The sequence below is a fragment of the Bacteroides sp. AR29 genome (genome assembly GCF_900217715.1).
GTDB lineage: Bacteria > Bacteroidota > Bacteroidia > Bacteroidales > Bacteroidaceae > Bacteroides > Bacteroides uniformis.
Window position 1 is genome coordinate 64,751 of sequence record NZ_OBMS01000006.1, and the last position, 22,041, is coordinate 86,791.

Below are 22,041 nucleotides of genomic sequence, written 5' to 3' on the forward strand. Positions count from 1 at the left end.
CAAGCGCACAACTGCTAAAAGAAGTTAATAAGCATCTCTCCCCCTTGCTTTTCTCCATAACTTACCCTACGTTTGCAGTGTTGTACATCAGTACAACACCAATAAAGTTATGATAACGATAGAGAACACAAGCTACGGTTACAAGTCCAATCCACTTATTTTCAACAATATATCTTTGGAAATAGGAAACGGTATATATGGACTTCTGGGGGAAAACGGTGTAGGCAAAACGACGCTGATGCATCTCATCTGCGGACTACTCTTTCCCAAAAACGGAAAGTGCAGTATAGACGGAAGAAACACGGCAGAGAGACAGTCCGAAGGGTTGGCCCGTTACTTCTTCCTGCCCGAAGAATTGCAGATGCCTACCGAAAGCATCGCCAGCTTCGCTGCACGCCATTCCGTATTCTATCCACATTTCAATCAGGAAGAATTCAAGCTGAACCTGGAAGAGCTGAAAATCAACCGGAAACAAAAACTCTCTTCCGTCTCCTACGGACAACAGAAGAAGGCAATGCTGGCATACGCCTTTGCCCTGCATACTCCATACATCCTGCTCGACGAACCGACAAACGGGCTGGACATCACCTCCCGCCAAGCCTTGAAACGTATCATCAGCCGCAGCATGGACGATGAAAGCACGCTGCTCATCTCCACCCATCAGGCGCACGACTTCGAGAATCTGCTGGACCATCTCGTCATCCTTGGCAAAGGCGAAATATTACTGAACCGTTCGCTGGACGAAATCAGTAACCGGCTTCTCTTTGCCCGTACGGACATCCTGCCGGCAGAAAGCATCTACAGCGAACAAGACTTGTCGGGCCATTTCTCCATTCTCCCCAACGAGGACGGAGAAGAGAACACACCGGACATCGAACTGCTGTATAAAGCGGTGCTGCAACAACCGGAAAAGATACAGAGCATGTTTCAATGAAAATCCATCATACAAACAGAACTATGAACGCAACTTTTAATCTGAAACGCTTCCTGCTACTGGAACAATATAAAAGGAATGAGACCGGCAGGCACCTGCTTTGGTCGGCAGCCGTCGTATCGTTCATCTGCATCCTGTGCATTCTCTACGACATAAACCGCGGTGGAAGTTATTACGGCAAACATACCTCTGCCACCGAATTCTCCCGCTACGTACTATGGTTTATCCTCATGGCCCCCTGCCTGCTGGAAACAAATTTCAGCAAACGCAGCTCTACTCTCGATATACTGCTGCCGGCATCGGCATTCGAGAAGTTCCTGCATATCTGGATAAAATACCTGCTGCTGCTTCCCCTATTCTGCAGCCTGCTGATAGCCTGCCTCAAAGGTCTGCTGTCCTTAAGCGGCAGCGAGTTCCTGCAATATTTCGCAACGCACATCACGATGTTCCGGATACACAACACCCAGATACTGACCAATGCAATCCTGCATGCTTCCGCCTTCATCGGCTACTTCGCCTTCAGTCGGCAAGTCCTGCTGAAAAGCTTCACCATCTTTGTAGGCTCCATTGCCGTCTGCATAGGAATTGTAACTTTTGTGGCCTCCCTCATGCCCGAAGCCAGAGCGGACGGATATTGGATGGATAACATTGCCACATGGCCCCACACCAACTATCCGTTGTCGGCCGGTGCACAAGCCATCGTGACTTTCTGCAATTATGCGGCTCCCATCAGTGTGCTGCTCGGTTCATGGGTATCGAGCTACTTCCTGCTCAAAGAAAAACAACTGTAGCCTATGGACTTCAAGACCAACAAGCCGATATACCAGCAGATTGTAGACTTCTGTTTCAGCAAGATTCTCACCCGCGAATGGCGGGCAGAAGAGCGGGTGGTATCCGTGAGGGAGCTCTCCACACAACTGGCAGTGAACTCGCGCACCGTGCTGAAGGCCTATGAATACCTCCAGACGGAGGACATCATCTACCCGGAACGGGGAATGGGGTTCTACCTCTCCAAAGATGCGGTGAAGAAAGTGATGCGAATACAGAAGAAAGAGTTTTTTGACAACCAGCTTGCCGACATGTTCCGCAGCATGGAGCTACTCGGCATCAGTATAGAAGAAATAACAGAACGATATAACAAACTTAAAAAAGACGGTTCATGAAGAGATACGCAAAGACTGCATTATGGATTACCTTCGGACTCCTCTTCGGACTTACGATTGTCAAAGTTTCGACACTGATGTACGAGATTTATTCCTTCATGCATTCCTAACTTTCATCGGACAGACGAGGAAAGTATAAACAACTGATATACAAGCTTCAGCATCTTCCCTTAGCGGGAAGAGTGACTTTTACATCCCTATCCAACAGTAACAGACTAATACAAACGATTATGAAAACCAAACTTTTTTTACTATTGCTTGCCCTCTCCGTACTCCGTACGCAGGCACAGAGCCTCTCCATCAAAGGACGCGTCACGGACGCCTCGCAAGAAGCAGTTATAGCCGCCAATGTGTCATTATGGACCATAGACTCTACTTTGGTGACCGGAGTAACCTCGGATGCACAAGGCAAGTTCGCCCTCCCTAAAATCAAGGCAGGCGACTACCGCCTTTCCATCTCCTTCATCGGCCTCCAAAGTGAAAACATACTGCTGAAACTGAATAAAAGCCTCGACCTGGGCGATGTACAGTTGCAGGAAGATGCCGTGAGCCTCGGTGAAGTGACGGTATCTGCCAGCAATGTGCTGCAGCGGGTAGACCGGCAAATCATCCTACCTTCCGAAAGCCAGCTCAAACGCTCGTTCGGTGCCTACGACCTGCTGAACAATCTCGGCATTGCCCGTCTGCAAGTGGACAATCTGAGCAACAGCATGAGCGTCAGCGGTGGCGGGGCCGTACAAACCCGTATCAACGGCATTAAAGTGACAGACAAGGAGATAGCGGCCGTCAGAGCCAAAGACGTACTGCGTGTGGAGTTCATCGAAGACCCCGGCAAGCAGTACGGAGACGATGAGCTGGGCGCCGTAGTCAACATTATCCTGCGCCGCCGCGAAACGGGCGGTGTCGTGAACTTCCAGCTCTCCGATTCGCCCCACACCCTATGGGGAGAGAATTTTCTGAGCGCGAAGTTCAATTACAAGAACTCCGAATGGGGCATCGACTACTTCAACAAGAACGGCAAGTATCACAGCCGCCTCGAATCCCACGAAACCTTCTATCTGGGCGACCGCACCATCGACCGCATCAAGGAAGGCATCGAAGACGAGTCGCCCTCTCTGAGCTTCATCAACAACCTGAATCTGACGTACAATCTGACGAAAGCGGACAAATATGTATTCAATGCCATCTTCCGTAACAACCTCAGCAATGCCCCCTACCAGAATGAACTGAACAAGATGTGGGCAGTGGGCAGCACGGAGTCCATCTATTCGTACGTCAACAACCACACATCCAGCTACTCTCCGGCGCTCGACCTTTACTTCCAGCATACCCTGCCCCATCAGCAGAGCATCCAGATGAATGTGACGGGAACGCTCATCCATACCAAGAACAACCGGAAATACAAGGAGTACAAGGACGAGAACGCACCGCTGGCAGACATCCAGACATTAGTGGACGGCGACAAGCGCTCCGTCATCGGCGAAGCCATTTATGAAAAGAACTTCAAGGAGGTGAAGCTGAGCGGCGGTGCCCGCCACTATCAGATGCGGACAGAGAATGAGTATAAAGGTTCCAATCCCACCACCTCGAAGATGGACCAGTCGCAAACATCCGCTTTCTTCGAGGTGCAAGGCAAGGTAAAGGACTTCAGCTATGCGGGCAGTGTAGGAATGACACGTGCCTGGTTCAAGGAAAGTGAGGAAGACCATGCTTACTATACCTTCACGCCCACCGTGCGGTTGAGCTATAATCTGAAGAAGGCGGGATTCCTGCGCTACCGGTTCAACATCAGTCCTGCCATACCGTCGCTCGGTTCGCTGACTGATGTGGAGCAGGCGATGGACACGATACAGATAGTCCGCGGAAACCCGTTGCTGAAAACGTATCAACAGTTCACGAACTCCTTGTCTTACAGCTATTCGAAGAAGCAGTTCAATGCCAATCTGAGCGTGCGCCACCAGTATTATGACAATCCCATCATGGAAAGCATCTTCGTGGAGGACGGCAAACTGATACTGAAGAATGAAAACCAGCGGTCGTTCCAAAGCCTGAATACGGAACTGATGGCCGGCATAAATGGCGCTACACTGTTCGGACTGAAAGATTTCTTGACGCTTTATGCTTCGGGAGGATATACGCGCAGTTGGTCGGAAGGTCTGAACTATAGCCATATGTACGATGAATTCTATTACAGCGTGATGGCGCAAGTGCAATATAAAGACTTCTCGCTGCTCGGGCAGTTCCGGAAAGTGCAGAACAATTTCTTCGGCGAAACCATCAAGAAGAACGAAAACCAGACGGCATTCATGGCAATGTACACCCGGCAGAACCTTCAGGCGGGAATCGGTATTATGTTTCCCTTCACCAATAACTATAAAGTGGGAAAAGAAAGAATCAGTGAAGTGGCTCCTTTCCGTTCCGAAACATTCGTCAGGGAGACGGGACAGATGGTCGTACTGCGCATGGGCTATACATTCGAGTTCGGACGCAAGCACAAGGCGGGCAACAAGGGGCTGAACAACAGTGATACGGACAGCGGCATCATCAATATGCAGCGATAACCCATTTCCTCTGTGAAGAGGAAGCCCAACGGAGAGTGGCGGAATTATACGTTATTTTGCTTCATGTATGATTAATTACCTGACCGCCACCTCTCCTGCGGGTATCTCTGTTTAGCGGATGATGGTCACCGTACCTTCCTTCACCTTTTTCTCCTTCACCGGAGCATCGGCGGGAGCATATCCCAGGGCTGCGCAGCCATATACCTTATGGCTCTCGGGTACACCCAGCTTTGTCAAGAAAGCGCGGACATCGGGGTCGTCGCAGGTCTGCCCCAACTGGTTAATCCAGCAGGAACCGATGCCGAGGGACTTGGCTGCAAGGAAAATGTTCTCCAAGGCGCAGGCACAATCCATACCGGCCCACCACTTGTCCGGCTCATTGGAGACAATGACCAACGTGGGGGCATGATAGTAGCAACAATAAGTCTGGCTGTGTCCACGCTCCCGTGTATGGAGGTCGTCATTCTTGGCAAAGACACCTTTGATTTTATCGTTCAGCTCTTCCAGCACCTCCTTATTCTGGATGGCGGTAAAGTGCCACGTCTCCAAATGCATACCACTGGGAGCATAGGTAGCCGCCTCAAGGATAAGGTTCAAATCTTCTGCGGAAACTTGCTGTTCCGTATAGGCACGGACGCTGCGGCGTACCTTGATGGTTTGTAATGTCTCGTTCATTTATTTATTTGAGAATTGATAGTTGATAATGCACATCAGTACGTGTTCAGTGGGGCTGTTTCACCGTTTCACCAGCCCAATCTTTACATTCAGCTTGAAGTACCAGACGCCGTTCTCGCGCTCCAAGAAGCCGTATTTATCTTTCTCTACGGCACCTTTCTCCAAACGCGTGTTCTGATAAAGGAAGTCTGCAAAGACTTGCGGACGGGATTTGTGGTAGCAGAGTATCTGCCCGTTGCCGTCCGTCAAGAAGATACCTTCGACGGCAGAGTCCGTACCGTTATAAATTTTGGCAGGACGCATGCCGAGGGCAAGCGCCAGCAAGAACTGCTTCATCTTGAACTCGTAGAAGCGGTGCTTGTTTATCAACTCGTCCTTTATCTTCAACGGATTCATCTCCTTGATGCGCTCCGTCAATTCGCTGATGCGGGTGATACCGTCCAAGTGCATCAAGCGCACCATCTCGGCAAGCATGCGAGGGAAGTGGAGGTCTATCATCAGCAAGTTGCAACGGAACACGCGGTCGGCAACGTCGGCATACTTCAGCACGCCACCCAGTCGCTCAATCATCATCATGCGTTCTGCCACTTCCGTAGGAGATTCCGGCAGGGCATTCACCTTGTTCACCGTGGGCACGGCAAACTTGACACCGCTTTGCTCCAGCTTCAGATTTGCCGTGCGCCCTCCGTCCAGCAACGGATTCATCGGGGCGAGACGACAACGGACATTGAAGCCCGTCAGAGGTGCTTCGGGATGCCAGAAGGCAACGGAGAAGTCGGTACGGTCCTCCGTCTTTGCTTCCAGGTCGAAGATGTTGACAGCATCCAAAAAGGCTTCCAAACCTTCGGATACTTCCACTTCCTCGCCCGAAACGTTCTTCAACAGATGCAGAACCAACTCTGCCGCATCACCAAAGTCTTCGCGGGGGAAACGCAGTTCCTCCTTCTCGCCCGGAACAAACGAACCGTCCTTCCCGGTAGTTCCGCTGACAATGCGCACTTCCTGCGCTTCGATATAGTAACGGCGCGTACCGTCATGCTCTTCCCTCTGTATCAAGGCAACGGGCCAGCGCAGAGTTTCGTCTTTTTCAGCTTTCGGTGTACCCAATGACACGGCTCCATCCGCCAGCAGGCGAAAGAAGGTGTAGAGCTCACCCAGTTCTCTTTTTGTTGCACTAAATGCCATAAATTTTCTTTTGTTTAAAGGAGGGAGTCAGCCTTTCATAAGGAGTGATGCCGTTTCCGCAAAGAAAACAGTCTGTTCCGAAGGACAAAACAACTTGTTCCGTTAAAGGAAACGAACAATTTCCCTATTAAAAGGGGCTCTTATCCCATTTGTTGTATTATTCAAACCTTAATGTTTCTACTTTCTCCAACCGTGCCCGCAACTTCGGCATCATGGACTGACGGATGCGGAGCGTCATACGGCAGTCCATATCATACGACTGTTCCAGAATTTCCGGCTCCTCCTCCTTCACCACCCGCATCACATCGTTCATGAAGGGGTATTCGAAGAGAAAAGTCACTGCCTCATCTACCGTCTTTTCAATGATGGTGGCAGCGGCAATGGCTTCGGCAGCGGCAGCCTTATAGGCTACAATCAGTCCGCTCGTACCCAATTTGATACCGCCGAAGTAGCGCACTACGATGACGAGAATATCCGTCAGTTCGTTGGAATTGATTTGTCCCAGAATCGGCTTGCCTGCCGTGCCCGAAGGCTCCCCGTTGTCGTTGGCACGGAAGTCCTTCCGCTCATGGCCCAGCATGTAGGCGTAGCACACGTGGCGGGCGTCGTAGTATTTCTTCTGGTAAGTTTCCAGATGCGCCTTCACCTCCTCTACTGTACGCACCGGCAGGGCGATGGCAATGAACTTGCTGCGCTTTTCAGTGTAAATGCCCTCGGAAAGGGCAACGATGGTTTTATACGTATCTTCGTTCATGCTGCAAAGATAATGCAAACTGAAGACAGAACTTTCATGCTTGCATGAAAAAGAAATGAAATTTTGTATATACCTTTGCAATTGTACAACTTGTCATCCGAAGCATGACGAAACTATAAAAAACGTATTTATGAAAAAGATAGTAATTGCCCTTGATTCCTTTAAAGGCTGCCTCACCTCGACAGAAGCCGGAGAAGCTGCCGCCCAAGGGGTACATGCCGCATGTCCCGAATGCCGGACCATCGTGCTCCCCGTGGCCGACGGTGGAGAAGGCATGCTCGACGTCCTGCTTGCAGCCAGTAACGGAAAACGTATCACCGTCCGTGCCCACGACCCGTTGATGCAACCGTGCGATGCCAGTTACGGCATCTCCGGAGACGGCAATACCGCATTCGTAGAAATGGCTGCCATCAGCGGACTGCCACTGGTTCCTGCCGACAAAAGGAATCCGATGAAAACCACCACCTTCGGAACGGGCGAACTGATACGCGATGCCTTGGAACGGGGATGCCTCCGTTTCGTCATCGGACTTGGAGGGAGCGCCACGAACGATGCCGGTCTGGGAATGCTGCAAGCATTGGGATTCCGTTTCTTCGATAAAGAAGGACACGAAGTGGGAAGCATGGAAAAAGGCATCGCCCTATGCGGTGCCCTTCTATCGGAAATCAGCTCCATTGACAGCTCTTCCGCCCATCCCGCACTGAAAAAGACATGTTTCACGGCGGCGTGTGATGTACGCAATCCTTTCTTCGGTCCCAATGGAGCAGCCCACATATTCGCTCCCCAAAAAGGAGCAGACGCAGATATGGTAAAGGAACTGGATGTTGCTATGCAGCATCTTTCAGACGTCATATTCCACACTACCGGCAAAGACGTATCCTTGCATCCCGGTGCCGGTGCGGCAGGCGGCATGGGCGGCAGTCTCCACGCATTTTTGGATGCACAGTTGAAACCCGGCATAGAGCTTTTTTTGGAAACTCTGGACTTTACAGAAAAGATTAAGGATGCCGACCTCATCATCACTGGAGAAGGGAAATCGGACCGGCAGACTCTTATGGGGAAAGTGCCTTCGGGCATCTTGCAGGAAACAAGAAGGCAACATATTCCCGTCATCCTGCTGGCAGGAGCGATAGAGGATGCCGGGATACTGAATGCAGCCGGATTCCGGGGCGTATTCTCCATTACCCCCTCTCCCGTCTCTTTGGAGCAGGCCATGCAGCCTGAATTTGCTCAAGAAAATATCCGAAGGACAGTGGAGCAAATTTGCCGGATTTTCTTTTAACTCCCTCTAACTCCTTTAACATACCGATAGCACCAGATACCGACCACGTCAGCAATCAGCCAGCCGATGGGGATGGACCACCAGATGCCCGTCACCCCAACCTCGGGCATCGAGGCCAGCCAGTAGGAAAGAACGACACGGGTACCCAGCGACAGCACAGTCAGCACAACAGACATGCCCGGCATACGGATGGCCCGGTAGTATCCGTACAGCAAAAATAAGATGCCGATGCCACAGTAGAAAGCACCTTCGATGCGTAGGTACGCCACTCCCACCGCAATAATCTCCGTTTCGTCCGGACGGACAAAGATAAGCATCAACGGTTTGGCAAAGATGAAAACCAATACGGACACAAGGAGCGAAAAAACAACAGTCGTGACAAATGCACTGCGAACACCCCGGCGGATACGGTCGTAACGTGCTGCCCCAAAGTTCTGTGCAATGAAAGTGGAAAAGGCGTTCCCAAATTCCTGCACGGGCATATAGGCGAAAGAGTCAATCTTCACAGCTGCCGCAAAAGCTGCCATTACCGCTGTTCCAAAGCTGTTGACAAGCCCCTGTACCATCAGGATTCCCAGATTCATCACCGACTGTTGGACGCAAGTCAGTGTAGAGAAGGAAGCTATTTCCTTCAAGCAAGTACGGTCAAAACACATATCTTCATGATGCCATCGCAGTTCCGGACGCCTTCTGTAAGTATAAATGATGATGCCCAGAGCAGCTACTCCTTGAGCGAGGACAGTGGCCGCAGCCGCACCCTGAATCCCCCAATCCAGTTGTAGGATAAAAAACAAGTCGAGCGCTATATTCAGAACGACAGAAACTGCCAGAAACCAAAGCGGAGTGACAGAATCCCCTACTGCACGCAGCAGAGATGCGTAGAAGTTATAGATAAAGGTGAAAACTATACCGCAGAAGATTATCCACAAGTAGCTGCGCATCATGCCGTATATGTCTTGCGGGACCTGCAACAGCCGGAGAATAGGGTCGAGCCAGATAAAAACGGCTACATTCAGTATCAATGTCACGATACCTATCAGTACAAACGAACTGAATATGCTACGACGCAGTGCTACATGGTTTCCGGCACCATAATGTAAAGAGAACACAGTGCCACTGCCCATCGCCAGTCCCAGCAAAACGGATATAAGGAAAACCATCAATGTGTATGCCGAACCGACCGCCGCCAACGCCCCTGCACCAATGCATTGGCCTACAATGAGCGTATCTGCAATGTTGTAGCATTGCTGCAAAAAAGACCCTACCATCATGGGTAGGGTAAAATGTAATAAAGTACCGGTTATGCCTCCTTGAGTGAGGTCTCCTTTCCGTAGCATCCTGCTTTTGTTTTTAAGAGTTTCATTTCCGGGTACAAAGATACAAAACCCTCCAACAAATCATCTGGACTCGACGAAGAAAGAGGCATGTAATAAAAAAAGCAGAGGGTTAACCTCTGCTCTCCATACTGTTTTTGTCAGGATTCAGAATCTTTACGACCTGACGAACATCTCTCTTGTCTGCATTACCGTAAAGGCCAATCTGTTGTCCGGGTACTGTTCCCTTTTCATGTTCTGCCTGGGACAATGCTACTTTCGGGTCAATATGCCCTGCTTTCTTATCTATATTCATACCTATTGAGTTTTTCTAAATTCTTATATGAGAACAAGATAAAAAAGCAAATTGTTCAGCAGTGTCACGAGATATTTAGTAATTCCACTTCAAATATCAGTGTGGAATACGCCGGAATGGGTCCACTGGTACGTGTACCGTATCCCATGGTGTAAGGGATATATACAATCCAACGACTTCCGGGATGCATTCGTAGCAAGGCAATCTGCCAGCCCTCAATCACTTCATTCAGACGAAAAGCCTCCGGACAATTCCGTTTCCACGAATTATCGAACTCACGCCCATTAATAAGCGTGCCTTTATAATGCACAGATACTACACTGTTGAGACGTGGTGTCGGACCGTCTCTGCCTTCCTCCAATACCCGATAAAGTATGCCGCAAGGCAATTCCTTGATTCCTTCTGCCGTACGCAACTGCTCCAGAAACTGTTCGTTCTGCAATTTATATTCTTCTTTTCTACTCATATTGACTTTTTCAATACTTTACAATAATTTGTGCACTGCTTTCTTGCAGTTCCGCATATCCTTTTCCGTCAGCTCAGGATGCTTCTTAGTACCTCCCCTCTCAATGGTTTTCACAATCTTGAAACCACTCCATTTCAGAATCTCCCTGAAAGCTTTCACCACACCGTGCGTCTGATTATAGAGAATATTGAAAGGATAAGGGGTAGTACAAGTGCTTACCACAATCGCTTTCTTGCCCTTATGAAGCGGAAGGGGCATTCCCCAGGAGTTCTCCCCCATCATACCGTAAACCATACGGTCGAAAAGCACTTTCACTTCTCCCGGCATGTTTCCCCAATAGCAAGGGGCACCGATTATCACTGCATCGGCTTCTTTCATAGACTGCAACACTCTCTGTGCCCCATCCTCGGGCAGACAACACTTCAATGAACTGCGACACTTCATGCAACCGATGCAGGGATGTACCTGCAACTGTGGAACGTCTATATAAACTGTTCCAACTCCGCAGCCTTCAAGTTCCTGCTTCATCAGCTCCAACATTTTCGACATGTTGCCATGACGACGAGGACTACCGTTAAGAATCAATACCTTCATTGCATACTCTTAATTTTTCAGCAAAGATCGGCATTTTCTACATAATAACCTTACTTCTTGTTCAGTTTTAGTTCTGTAATAAAAGCCACTATCAGTCCGATTCCACCAACACCCAGCACACAAGCCCCATAAATAAGGGAAACAGTCTCCCTATACATCCAGTCTCTGTCCGCAGTAAAGTAATTGGGAATCGTCGCATAGCAGATAAGATAACCCAGCAATAACCCAAGTCCCATACCAGCCAACAGACATCCTATTTTCAGGGCAGAGAACGAAAAGCTACTTCCACGTAATTTAGGCGTATCCATCTGAGGGAGTAGTCCCCGCTCGTCCATCTTCTCAATCAGCATGATTCTTTCCTTCTTACAAACAAACAGCTCAAACAATTTGTAAACTCCTAAAGTAATGATTGTCATCACCGCAGGCACCATAATAAAATCCATCATATTCGTTTCAATTTAAATTAGTAATTTCGTTTCTTTGTACCCTTTAGACGCGGCAGTTTACATGAGGTTACACTTTTCCGGAAAAATATTTTTTCTTCCGAAAATCTGTAACCAACCAAACAAACTTGCGTCTAACAGACAAAATGAAAGACGACGAGAGACATATCATCCAGCGCATCTTGAGGGGAGAGACTGCTCTTTACGAGCATTTTCTCAACACATACGGCCAGCAGGTATTCATCCTGGTGGCCCGTATCGTCTCCAACCAGGAAGATGCCGAAGAACTGACCCAAGATGTCTTCCTGAAAGCCTTCCAGCATCTCTCGTCTTTCAAGGGCACCAGTTCTTTTTCGACGTGGATTTATTCGATTGCATATAATACGGCCATCTCGAGTGCACGGAAAAAGAAATTTGATACCTTTGTCATGGATGATACACTGCTTGCCAACATATCCGATACACAAGTAGATGAAGCCTTAAATGATGAAGGGGAAGAGCAAATTGCCAAATTGAACAGAGCCATGGAGCAACTCGATTCCGAGGAACAGGCACTGATAAGCCTGTTCTATTATGAAGAAAAAACATTGAATGAGGTCGCTCTCATCCTGGGACTGACGGAAAGCAACGCAAAAGTGAAGCTACACCGTATACGTAAAAAGATTTATGTGTTGATGAAACAAGAAAAAGTATGAACGAAGAACTAAAAGATAGAGGATTGAAAAAGGCGGTAAGAGAACAGACTACTTTCCGCCTGCCGTCCAATTTTACCTACCGCACCATGCAGAAGGTAGAAGAAGCCATACGTCTGCGCGAGAAGAAATCAGAAAGAAGAATTCTGCTTGCAACTATTGCCGCTGCTATCTTCTTGATAGGTGTCAGTGGGACAGGATTGGTTCTGTACTTCGGAGACAGCATCCGGGAAGCCTTTACGCCCACCACCCTCCCACAGTCAGAAAGTATCCAGATTCCTTGCTTTTATCTCCTACTGATTCTGACCATTCCGCTTTTCATCCTGTTTGACCGGTGGATGAGAAAACTGTATTTCAAACATCACACTCCTAAGCTTCCAGAGTTCTGAACGAAAAACGGGGATGTCTTTTATTGGAAGACATCCCCGTTTCAGTTTATATCAATTCATTTAGTCTAGTTTATGAATCACCAGTCCCGAACGCAACTTCGGCTCAAACCAAGTTGTCTTGGGAGGCATGATGTTGCCCGTATCGGCGATGTCCATCAGCTGCTTCATGGAAACGGGATAGAGGGCCAATGCCACTTTCATCTCACCACTGTCCACCCGCTTCTTCAACTCTCCCAGACCACGGATGCCGCCTACAAAGTCAATACGCTTGTCGGAACGGAGGTCTTTGATGCCGAGCACTTCATCCAGTATCAGATTGGAGGAGATGGTTACATCCAGTACTCCAATGGGGTCGTTATCATTATAAGTACCCGGTTTGGCAGTAAGGCTGTACCACTTTCCGTCCAGATAGAGGGAGAAGTTATGCAGTTCGGACGGCTTATAGATGTCCTCACCTTTCTCCTCCACGATGAAATTCTTGCCCACAGCAGCCAGAAACTCTTCGGGAGTCATGCCGTTCAAGTCCTTCACCACCCGGTTATAGTCAATAATAGTCAACTGGTTGGCAGGGAAGCACACAGCCATGAAGTAGTTGTACTCTTCGTCACCACGGTGATTGGGGTTTTGCTTGGCTTTCTCCGCACCCACCAAAGCGGCAGCGGCGCTGCGATGATGCCCATCGGCAATGTAGAGGGCGGGCATTTGGGCAAACTCTTGGGTAATGGCATCAATGTCCTCCTGCTTGTCTATAATCCAGAAGGTATGGCCGAAACCGTCACCCGGAGCGATAAAGTCGTATACCGGTTTCCCCGCTGTATAACGGGAAATGACGGCATCCAGTGCAGCGTTATCGGGATAGGCAAAGAATACGGGCTCAATGTTGGCATTGTTCACGCGGACATGCTTCATACGGTCCTCCTCTTTATCACGACGAGTCAACTCGTGCTTCTTGATGACACCGTTCATATAATCGGGAACATAGGCACCGACAACAAGACCGTACTGTGTCTTGCCGTTCATGGTCTGGGCATAGACGTAATAGTTTTCTTTATCGTCCTGCACCAGCCAGCCTTTCTCCTGGAACCTACGGAAGTTCTCTGCAGCTTTCTGATAAACACGTTCGTCATGTTCATCCGTACCGACGGGAAAATCTATTTCCGGCTTGATGATATGATATAGGGACTTCTCATTACCTTCCGCTTCTGCACGTGCTTCTGCAGAATTCAATACGTCGTAAGGACGGGACGCTACTTGTTCCACCAAATCCTGAGGGGGACGAATCCCCTTAAAGGGTTTTATTATAGCCATAAGAGAGTGTTTTATATGGATTATTGAGGTTTCTTTTTCACGAAATATCTTACCAGATAAATTGCACTACCTAATATCAGTACAATAGATACGCCCTCGCAAAAACCGAGGGCGAAATCTGACAATTCATTTCTGAATATACTACTTAATAAAAATATACCAGCACCTATTGCTAAATAAAGAACTGAACATTTATAGGTAGTCTTACTATTCATCTCATTTCCTGTTTACGCGGAACTTCTCGCAACCGTCTTTCAGGAAGCCTACAATCTGCTTGGCAGCGGCAATACCTGCGTTGATATTGGCTTCGGCAGTCTGGGCACCCATCTTTTTCGGTGTAGAGAAATAACGTCCGGCAAACTTGGCTGCAAATGTTTCATTGGCAGCAGGCATAATGTCGGTCATGTATTTCAAGTCGGTACGCTCTTCCATCAGCTGGATAAGCTCGGCTTCATTGATGACTTCCTTACGGGCTGTGTTCACCAGCAGTCCACCTTTCGGCATCTTGTTCACCAATGCATAATTGATGGAATTCTTCGTTTCGGCAGTTGCAGGAATATGCAGGGAAACGACATCGCAAGTAGAGTAAAGCTCTTCAGCAGAACCCACAGCCTTCACTCCATCCTTCTCGATTACTTCTTTCGGGCAGAAAGCGTCGAACGCATAAATCTCCATACCGAAGCCTTTGGCAATACGGGCTACGTTGCGACCCACGTTACCATAAGCGTGGATACCCAGTTTCTTGCCCATCAGTTCCGTACCGGAAGTACCGTTATACATATTACGGACAGCCATCACCATCAAGCCGAAAGCCAACTCGGCCACAGCATTGGAGTTCTGTCCCGGAGTATTCATTACACATACATTGTGGGCAGTAGCTGCTTCCAGGTCCACATTGTCATAACCGGCACCGGCACGCACCACAATCTTCAGTTCCTTGGCGGCATCCAGCACTTCAGCATCAATGATGTCACTGCGGATAATGATAGCGTTGGCATCTTTCACAGCCTCCAGCAGCTTGGCTTTTTCGCCATATTTCTCCAGCAACACGAGTTCGTAACCTGCTGCTTCTATTTCTCTACGGATACCGTCTACTGCCACTTTGGCAAACGGTTTGTCTGTTGCAACTAATACTTTCATAATTTCATGATATTAAAAAGACTCACCACAGATTACACAGATTATCACAGAGTTTAATCATAAAAACAATCTGTGCAAATCTGTGTAATCTGTGGTGAAAAACAATATTATTAATGAAGTTTCTCAAATTCCTGCATGCAGTCAATCAAAGCCTGCACACTTTCCTTCGGCATGGCATTGTAGCAGGATGCACGGAATCCACCTACAGAACGGTGTCCCTTGATACCTACCATACCTCTTTCGGTAGCGAACTTCAAGAAGTCAGCTTCCAATTCCTTGTATTCGGGAGCCATCACAAAGCAGATGTTCATGCGTGAACGGTCTTCTTTGGCAGCCGTACCTACAAACATTTTGTTACGGTCAATTTCGGCATACAGCATATCGGCCTTTTCGATGGCACGGCGTTCCATTTCCTTCACGCCACCCTCTGCCTTAATCCAGCGCAATGTCTGCAGGGCTGCATAGATGGGGACAACGGGAGGAGTATTGAACATAGAGCCGCTGTCCACATGCGTCTGATAGTTCAGCATGGTCGGGATATAGCGGGATACCTTACCCAGCGCGTCATTCTTCACGATGACGAATGTAACACCGGAAGGAGCCAGATTCTTCTGCGCACCACCATAGATACAGATATATTTGGATACGTCGATGGGACGGGAGAAAATATCAGAAGACATATCGGCCACCATCGGAACGTTTACATCCAAATCCTCTTTCAGTTCCGTACCGTAGATTGTATTGTTGGTAGTGATGTGGAAATAGTCTGCATCAGCAGGCACTGTATAGTCCTTCGGAATATAAGTATAAGTAGATTCAGCGGAAGAAGCGACTTCAACTACTTCACCGAATGCCTTAGCTTCTTTCATGGCTTTCTTGGCCCATACACCCGTATTCAGGTAAGCAGCTTTCTTTTCAAGGAAGTTGAAGGGTACCATGCAGAATTCCAAACTGGCACCACCGCCCAAGAACAGTACCGAATATCCTTCGGGGATATTGAGCAATTCTTTGAATAATGCCACAGCTTCGTCCACAACGGGTTGGAAGTCTTTGGCACGGTGGCTGATTTCCATCAGTGAGAGGCCTGAGCCATTGAAATCAAGAATAGCTTGTGCCGTATTCTCAATCACCTCACGAGGAAGGATAGAAGGTCCTGCATTGAAATTATGCTTTTTCATTTGAAGTTTGTTTTGGTTATACAATTTCGTTCATTAATGTCTTTCGACTTTGCGAAATTACGGAAATATTTCTTCAAAACAAACCTTTCCTGATGAAATTCTATTTTTAGGCCGCATTTAGCTTACTTTTTAATGGTTTATACAAGATATATACACCATTTTGTTATCCTTACTTATCAAGGATAATACTTTTAGAGAAACTAAAAGCAAGGCGGTTTCATTACTTCATATTCAAAAGAATAAGCGCAAATAAAATGAATATTTATAAGATAAATCACTTTGCTTCCTCGATAACAGTTTTCATTCCCTTGATTTTTTCACCGCGTACCAGCGTCAGCAATTGTTTCATTTTACTGCGGCGCACGGCTACAAAGGCATAGTGTTCCTTTACGTCCACCTGCCCGACATCTTCACGCGCCATTCCTCCTTTTTTATACAAGAAGCCGACAATATCTATCTTGTTCAACTTATCCTTTTTCCCTTTACCTATATATAAGGTAGCCCATCGGGGCTTGGCCGGTTTGGGAAGCGTCTCCGGAAACTCGTACGTTTCGATGTCTTCAGAAATGTACTCGGGTACCCGCTCCTCGGCATGCAGGACAAGATATGCATTTCCCGATGCCTCCCAACGGGCAGTACGTCCATTACGGTGCGTATAGGCTTCCTCGTTTACGGGAGGATGGTAATGCACCACATTCTCAATACCCGGAATATCCAGTCCGCGGGCGGCAAGATCTGTAGATATCAGCACGGCGCAACTGCCATTACGGAACTTGTAAAGCGCACGTTCGCGGTCGGGTTGCTCCATACCGCCATGAAACATGTCGCAAGGGAACTTCCTGGCTTGCAGGTACCCGGCAACACGCTCCACGCTTTCACGATAATTGCAGAATACCAGAGTGGAATGATAGCCGAGAGTACAAAGCAGGTTATAGAGGGTCTCCAGCTTGTCCTTCTCCGGAGAAACGACCTTATGCAGCCGCAGACGCGGAGCAAGGGCTTCCGGAGCAAGAAAATCAAGCTTCATGAGCCGGGAGACGGAAGACGGGGAATCACCTCCTACTCCGGCAAATTGCGGTATTTCCTCTGCATCGGTGGCCGAGAGAAGCACACGCTTTTTCAGTGAGGGAAGCTGCCCGATAACCTCTGCCATCTCGTCATGGAAACCGAACTCAAGACACTTGTCGAATTCATCTATCACCAGAGTGACGACAGTGGCGGCATTGAAATTCTCTTTCCTCAAATGGTCGCTCATACGTCCCGGAGTACCGATAATGACAGCGGGATGAACGCCTTTCATTGTCCGGTGTTCTTCCATGGCAGGGCGTCCGCCATAGCAGCTCATAGCTTTGAAAGGAGTTCCCATAGACTTGAACACAGTTTCTATCTGCAAAGCCAATTCGCGTGAAGGTACTAGTACAAGAGCCTGCACACCTTGTATATCCGCTTTCAAGGTCTGTACCAGCGGAAGGAGAAAAGCCAGTGTCTTACCCGAACCGGTGGGCGAAAGAAGTACTAAATCTTTAGCTGATTGATAGGCTTCCTTAGCAGCCTCCTGCATCGGAGTAAGTTCTTGTATCTTCAAATTATGAAGTATATCCGAAAGTTCCATGAATATCTCTTTTTTAATCAATATGCAAAGATACGGATAAGAAGTCAGTTTCCATCAAAACAAAAACAGCTTTTAAGAAAGCTACCTAAATCATGACATGCCCGTCATACTAAAAGGGGAGACTCTCCTTATAGTTTCTGAAGCTTTTACCAAGCCCAATCGTCAGCACTATAAGTAGCTTCTACAGTCTTCTCTATCTCATTAGGCAGGTTACAGAAGAAGTCGATACCGGTTTCGTACTCCAAATTTTTAATAGAAACGGCATAAACCATAAATTCATCTTTTCCAGGTTTTTCTGGCAATAATTCAGAATGAGGGACTAAAAAAGCGATAGTATGATAAACCCCTGCCTTCTCGCTCAACAGAGCCATGTAATAATAGCTGGGGCAAATGAGTCCGCCAAGTGTCAGCCCGTCGGCATTAGTGGTGGGATAAAGCCCGTCATTGGCTTTCTTCACACCTGTGAAATTGGTAAGCAAACGGTCAGTAGTACCACCTTTCACGACATAAAGTTTGTCGTATGTGCCATTGATGGTGGAACGTCCCCAAGTCTGCACCTGCTTCTCAAGAGCCGCCCAATACTTTTGATTGAAACTCCCTATCTGTGGCGAGATATTACTGTAGTAGAAGGTCTGCTTATTGGCACTTTTACTGTACACACGGTCTTCGCTGGCACAAAGATGCCCCTTGTCGTACCCATCGCTCTTATGCATGGATTCAGTCACCTCCACGCTGTTGTCAATATTGGGGTCGTCTTGATTCCACTCGTTGGCACGCTTCACGTTGTCTTGCGCAGTAATCGGGTCGAAACTGAATGCCACCCAAGCCGAATGCTTCTTGGAAGCGATGTATTCCAAAGAGAAATTGAGTACCTGCCCGGCACCTTCCTCATCAGACACGCCTGCATAGTATTCAATATATTGATTGGTTGCATTGAGAGCTGGGATTTCAAGATTGTCTGCTTTATTGTTATCAGCAATATTGGCATTTTTCACATCTATATCCTCAGAAGCCACATACTCTATGCCCACTTCATTACCGTGAATATAGGCCACGCGGAGCTTGCCCATCTGATAATGATTGTAGCGGTTGAAACGCACCCAATAGCACGTAGAGGGTTTCACCTCAACGCTTTCGCTGAAAGCATCGGCAGACGGAACAACAGTAAGCCCTTCCAGCGACTCACTATTAACAGGAGCAAATGCGTAATTACGCCCGGTAAAAGCTTTGGACTGGATATAGAAAGGGGTGCCGATAGCCTTGGGCTTATACACGTTGAAACCATTGTCGCTCGACTCATAGCCCTTCATCACGTAAGTATCCGAACCCTGCTCGGTAGGTATTATCTCGGGAATGAGCGAAGCCTCTGAAGAATCATCACATCCAGCCAGCCAAATTCCGACCAGCAAAAGAAATAAGTAAGACAGTTTTTTCATCTATGTTTCTAAATTTGATTTTACGATACTAAGAATGCAAATGTGGTAATGGACAGTAAAGTCCATTACCACATTGTCTATTGCACAACCTCAGGAATTATTCCTTCACCACAAAGTTACTCATGTAGAATGTAGGAGCAAATCCAGGATCAGTATTACTTGCATAACGGAATGCCACATATACTTTCTTGCCCACATAGTCAGCCATGGAAGTACGCATTTCGATCTCTTTAGAGCTTGTAGGCCACTCGAACGACAACGGATCACTCCAAGCCGCTCCCTGCAATGCTGCAATCTTCTCTTCCTCAGTAGCAGTAGAAGCCGCAGGGATATAATTTTCGGACACATGTACAGACACTGCGTTCTCAATTTTGCCTCCATACAAATAGTCTGCCGAAGCAGTGAATACCATCTGTGGGGCAATAGCTTCGGTAAGATCTACCTCACCGGTTACAAGCCATGCCTCCGTATCGCGGTTACGCTGATAATAACCGCTTGCCTTGATACGGGTATAACCTGCACCTGCACTCCATACATAATTCATGCCATCAAGCTTCACATTCACAATCTGGGCATCGTTATGAAGTTCACCAGCAAAGTCATTGCTATAATACTCTTTTGCTTCCATCCATTTGCCGTCAGTCTTCAGGAATGCCATTTCAGCAGTTTCCGTTTCGGTATTCTTCTTCACCCATGCAGTGCCATCGAAGCCATATTCATCGGCCATCACATCATACTCCTTATTTCCGAAATAAACTACTGCCTTGACATCCCCGCTCTGTGCGTAAGGGAATGCATTCTTCAGATAAACGGGCAATACGGCATCAGCATCGCTCAAATAGTCCGAACCGGTAGAAACATAATCGGCAGGTTGCATCACACGGATACCGATACTTGCGCTTTCTTCGTAGGCAGTCCAAGCCGAACCGTCATACTGGTAGAGAGCAGAAGCATTTGGCTTCACGTCTGATGCACGGGTAACGGCACGAGCAGGCATTTCAGCTTCTGATTCAGGAATCTCCTTATAAATATCCACACCCTCATAATACCCTGATACGGTACTTGTAAGTGACATATTCTTAAACTCTACAGTAGGCGCACACTCTGTAGTACTCTTATAACGGAAAGCAATGGCTATCTTCTTGCCCTCGTAAGCACTCAGGTCAATATCACCGGAATTTACATAATTCCAATTCTTGCCTTCCGGCCATTGAGGTACATTCAGAGCCTTCCATTCAGCAGTAGCCACATCATCCACATAATCTTCCGAAGCCAGCAATTCAATAAAATCAGCACGATTGTTACCATTCAAGAAATTAATGGCAATATCTACCTTAAGAAGAGGAGCCTTCGCTTTTGCTAAATCTATAATAGGAGAAACCACCCATGCTTCCGATTCAAAATCGCTATCTCCTACATGAGCACTACCCTTCCAACCATATTTACCATCCACCTTCCATACATTAGTTAACGTGCCGGTAAGTTTCACATTTTGAGTAGTGAAACCGCCCTCGTTTCCATTGAACGACTCATTCATATAAATGCCCAACGTAGCATTCGGATAAGAACCGTATGAATAAGAGTTTCCTTTTTCATAGAAATTCAGCTTGATGATTTTGTCCTTTTCCACATTTTTTACATCAAATGCCTTACGGTCATAGTTGTAAGCAAAGCTCCAATCCCCACCCTCGGGTATGGAAGTACCGATGTTGAAACTGTTAAACGTACCACTCTGATAAATGAACTTGCCATCCGGACGTTGCATAGTGAAACCTTTTTCCGTAGGAGTAAGTGTCATGATATGATTGGACACATCGCTGGTGATGAAACCATCCGCAATCTCTACCGGTTCACCCTCCATATAACCATACGTCTTATCCGGGTCTTTGAACTGACCGAAAGGAATCCAAGTATTGTCCTTCGTCGGAGCCACAATGACATAATTACCTCCTTCGGCATCAATAGAAGTTACTTTCTGGTATACCATTTTCACTGCACCGCCGCCTGTACTGGGCTCGGTCTCCGACCAAGCGTAATTCACTTGGCACACATCTCCCGTCTTCGGGTTCTTGATACCTTCCTTCAACAAAGCAGGAAGCTTCTTCAACGTAGAAGGGGTGAGATATTTCACTACCATGCTTTCCCCCCATACTGTAGCGTAATTATCAGAAGTAAGATCGAAAGTCTGAGCTTCGTTTATCTTCGAGAGATATTCAGGTTGCTCCTTGCCGATATTGTACTGCACCAGCACCTTGGAACCATCTGACAGATATGCGTAGAGCGAATCGACAAATGCAGGCAGATAATCTTCAGGAGCTACCATATCAGTAAACATCTTGGTTTTACCCAGCTGGTTCAATGCCGTAAGATAAGTCTGCCCCTCGGGATCCTTGGCGAGAGCTATCCCTTGGTTCTTCGGCATAGAAGCTATTTTGCCATAATGGGCATCAGCCAATACGAGGGTATCGGTACTGACATCCGTGATGGTTTCTTTTTCATCAAATCCGGGGAAATTATCCTCGTTATAATCGCAGGCCCCAAGTGCAAACAGCGAAGCCAGTGCGGTTCCTAATAATATATGTTTTTTCATAAATATGTTC

General features: G+C 47.6%; 21 protein-coding genes. 7 read left to right on the forward strand and 14 right to left on the reverse strand.

The features are described from left to right. The first annotated feature begins 109 nt into the window (after nt 1-109). The 4 genes from CSD97_RS05430 to CSD97_RS05445 all read left to right on the forward strand — a co-directional run bounded on the left by CSD97_RS05430 (nt 110) and on the right by CSD97_RS05445 (nt 4,658). The gene (locus CSD97_RS05430) at nt 110-934 is read left to right on the forward strand and encodes an ABC transporter ATP-binding protein (protein WP_009036898.1); all 825 of its coding nucleotides are present in this window, start codon (nt 110-112) and stop codon (nt 932-934) included. After that, nucleotides 931-1,725, forward strand: a complete 795-nt coding sequence (locus tag CSD97_RS05435) for a hypothetical protein (RefSeq protein ID WP_083790039.1) — start codon at nt 931-933, stop codon at nt 1,723-1,725. Before CSD97_RS05430 ends, CSD97_RS05435 begins: the two co-directional genes overlap by 4 nt. 3 nt (nt 1,726-1,728) lie before the next feature. After that, complete coding sequence (locus CSD97_RS05440) at nt 1,729-2,097, forward strand: GntR family transcriptional regulator (protein WP_009036896.1); 369 nt, start codon at nt 1,729-1,731, stop codon at nt 2,095-2,097. 230 nt (nt 2,098-2,327) lie between these two features. Continuing rightward, nucleotides 2,328-4,658, forward strand: a complete 2,331-nt coding sequence (locus CSD97_RS05445) for a carboxypeptidase-like regulatory domain-containing protein (protein WP_098032056.1) — start codon at nt 2,328-2,330, stop codon at nt 4,656-4,658. A 111-nt stretch (nt 4,659-4,769) separates the two neighbouring features. On the opposite strand, the gene CSD97_RS05450 is transcribed toward CSD97_RS05445, so the two are convergent. The 3 genes from CSD97_RS05450 to CSD97_RS05460 all read right to left on the reverse strand — a co-directional run bounded on the left by CSD97_RS05450 (nt 4,770) and on the right by CSD97_RS05460 (nt 7,272). Next, nucleotides 4,770-5,333 (reverse strand): nitroreductase, encoded by a 564-nt coding sequence (locus tag CSD97_RS05450; RefSeq protein WP_098032057.1) that lies wholly within the window; start codon nt 5,331-5,333, stop codon nt 4,770-4,772. Nucleotides 5,334-5,393: 60 nt separating this feature from the next. Further along, on the reverse strand, nt 5,394-6,518 hold the full coding sequence (locus CSD97_RS05455; protein WP_098032058.1) for an HpaII family restriction endonuclease: 1,125 nt from the start codon (nt 6,516-6,518) through the stop codon (nt 5,394-5,396). Between the two features lie 157 nt (nt 6,519-6,675). Beyond that, nucleotides 6,676-7,272, reverse strand: coding sequence for a YigZ family protein (locus CSD97_RS05460; protein WP_098032059.1), 597 nt, complete (start codon nt 7,270-7,272; stop codon nt 6,676-6,678). Nucleotides 7,273-7,402: 130 nt separating this feature from the next. On the opposite strand from CSD97_RS05460, the gene CSD97_RS05465 reads away from it, so the two are divergent. After that, nucleotides 7,403-8,554, forward strand: a complete 1,152-nt coding sequence (locus CSD97_RS05465; RefSeq protein ID WP_098032060.1) for a glycerate kinase — start codon at nt 7,403-7,405, stop codon at nt 8,552-8,554. Here CSD97_RS05465 and CSD97_RS05470 read toward each other — a convergent pair. The 5 genes from CSD97_RS05470 to CSD97_RS05490 form a co-directional block, all read right to left on the reverse strand. Further along, nucleotides 8,551-9,891, reverse strand: coding sequence for an MATE family efflux transporter (locus tag CSD97_RS05470; RefSeq protein WP_098032061.1), 1,341 nt, complete (start codon nt 9,889-9,891; stop codon nt 8,551-8,553). The genes CSD97_RS05465 and CSD97_RS05470 overlap by 4 nt on opposite strands. Before the next feature lie 109 nt (nt 9,892-10,000). Beyond that, nucleotides 10,001-10,183 carry a hypothetical protein gene (locus tag CSD97_RS05475; protein WP_005828120.1) on the reverse strand — a complete coding sequence of 61 codons (183 nt, stop codon included), beginning with the start codon at nt 10,181-10,183 and terminating at the stop codon, nt 10,001-10,003. A gap of 64 nt (nt 10,184-10,247) precedes the next feature. Then, nucleotides 10,248-10,649 carry an FKBP-type peptidyl-prolyl cis-trans isomerase gene (locus CSD97_RS05480; RefSeq protein WP_008663162.1) on the reverse strand — a complete coding sequence of 134 codons (402 nt, stop codon included), beginning with the start codon at nt 10,647-10,649 and terminating at the stop codon, nt 10,248-10,250. 18 nt (nt 10,650-10,667) lie between these two features. Then, nucleotides 10,668-11,243 (reverse strand): flavodoxin family protein, encoded by a 576-nt coding sequence (locus CSD97_RS05485; RefSeq protein WP_005828115.1) that lies wholly within the window; start codon nt 11,241-11,243, stop codon nt 10,668-10,670. A 50-nt stretch (nt 11,244-11,293) separates the two neighbouring features. Continuing rightward, nucleotides 11,294-11,689, reverse strand: coding sequence for a DUF6249 domain-containing protein (locus CSD97_RS05490; RefSeq protein ID WP_016273511.1), 396 nt, complete (start codon nt 11,687-11,689; stop codon nt 11,294-11,296). A 143-nt stretch (nt 11,690-11,832) separates the two neighbouring features. Between CSD97_RS05490 and CSD97_RS05495 the strand changes: the two genes are divergently transcribed. Further along, nucleotides 11,833-12,381 carry a sigma-70 family RNA polymerase sigma factor gene (locus CSD97_RS05495; RefSeq protein WP_035448201.1) on the forward strand — a complete coding sequence of 183 codons (549 nt, stop codon included), beginning with the start codon at nt 11,833-11,835 and terminating at the stop codon, nt 12,379-12,381. Next, a complete protein-coding gene (locus CSD97_RS05500) occupies nt 12,378-12,767 on the forward strand; it encodes a hypothetical protein (RefSeq protein ID WP_016273509.1) in 390 nt (129 codons plus the stop codon). The genes CSD97_RS05495 and CSD97_RS05500 overlap by 4 nt, the downstream gene beginning before the upstream one ends. A gap of 60 nt (nt 12,768-12,827) precedes the next feature. Here the strand turns inward: CSD97_RS05500 and CSD97_RS05505 are convergent, their stop codons facing one another. The 6 genes from CSD97_RS05505 to CSD97_RS05535 all read right to left on the reverse strand — a co-directional run bounded on the left by CSD97_RS05505 (nt 12,828) and on the right by CSD97_RS05535 (nt 22,031). Then, a complete protein-coding gene (locus tag CSD97_RS05505; protein ID WP_098032062.1) occupies nt 12,828-14,075 on the reverse strand; it encodes a DUF1015 domain-containing protein in 1,248 nt (415 codons plus the stop codon). Between the two features lie 216 nt (nt 14,076-14,291). Next, nucleotides 14,292-15,215 carry an NAD(P)-dependent oxidoreductase gene (locus CSD97_RS05515; RefSeq protein WP_057097950.1) on the reverse strand — a complete coding sequence of 308 codons (924 nt, stop codon included), beginning with the start codon at nt 15,213-15,215 and terminating at the stop codon, nt 14,292-14,294. Between the two features lie 110 nt (nt 15,216-15,325). Further along, nucleotides 15,326-16,393, reverse strand: a complete 1,068-nt coding sequence (gene serC / locus CSD97_RS05520) for a 3-phosphoserine/phosphohydroxythreonine transaminase (protein ID WP_005828105.1) — start codon at nt 16,391-16,393, stop codon at nt 15,326-15,328. A gap of 274 nt (nt 16,394-16,667) precedes the next feature. Then, nucleotides 16,668-18,005 (reverse strand): DEAD/DEAH box helicase, encoded by a 1,338-nt coding sequence (locus CSD97_RS05525; protein WP_057087953.1) that lies wholly within the window; start codon nt 18,003-18,005, stop codon nt 16,668-16,670. 146 nt (nt 18,006-18,151) lie between these two features. Further along, nucleotides 18,152-19,441, reverse strand: coding sequence for a DNA/RNA non-specific endonuclease (locus CSD97_RS05530; protein WP_005828102.1), 1,290 nt, complete (start codon nt 19,439-19,441; stop codon nt 18,152-18,154). A 97-nt stretch (nt 19,442-19,538) separates the two neighbouring features. Next, entirely contained in the window at nt 19,539-22,031 is a 2,493-nt protein-coding gene (locus CSD97_RS05535; RefSeq protein WP_034528708.1) for a choice-of-anchor J domain-containing protein, read from the reverse strand. Nucleotides 22,032-22,041: the final 10 nt, after the last annotated feature.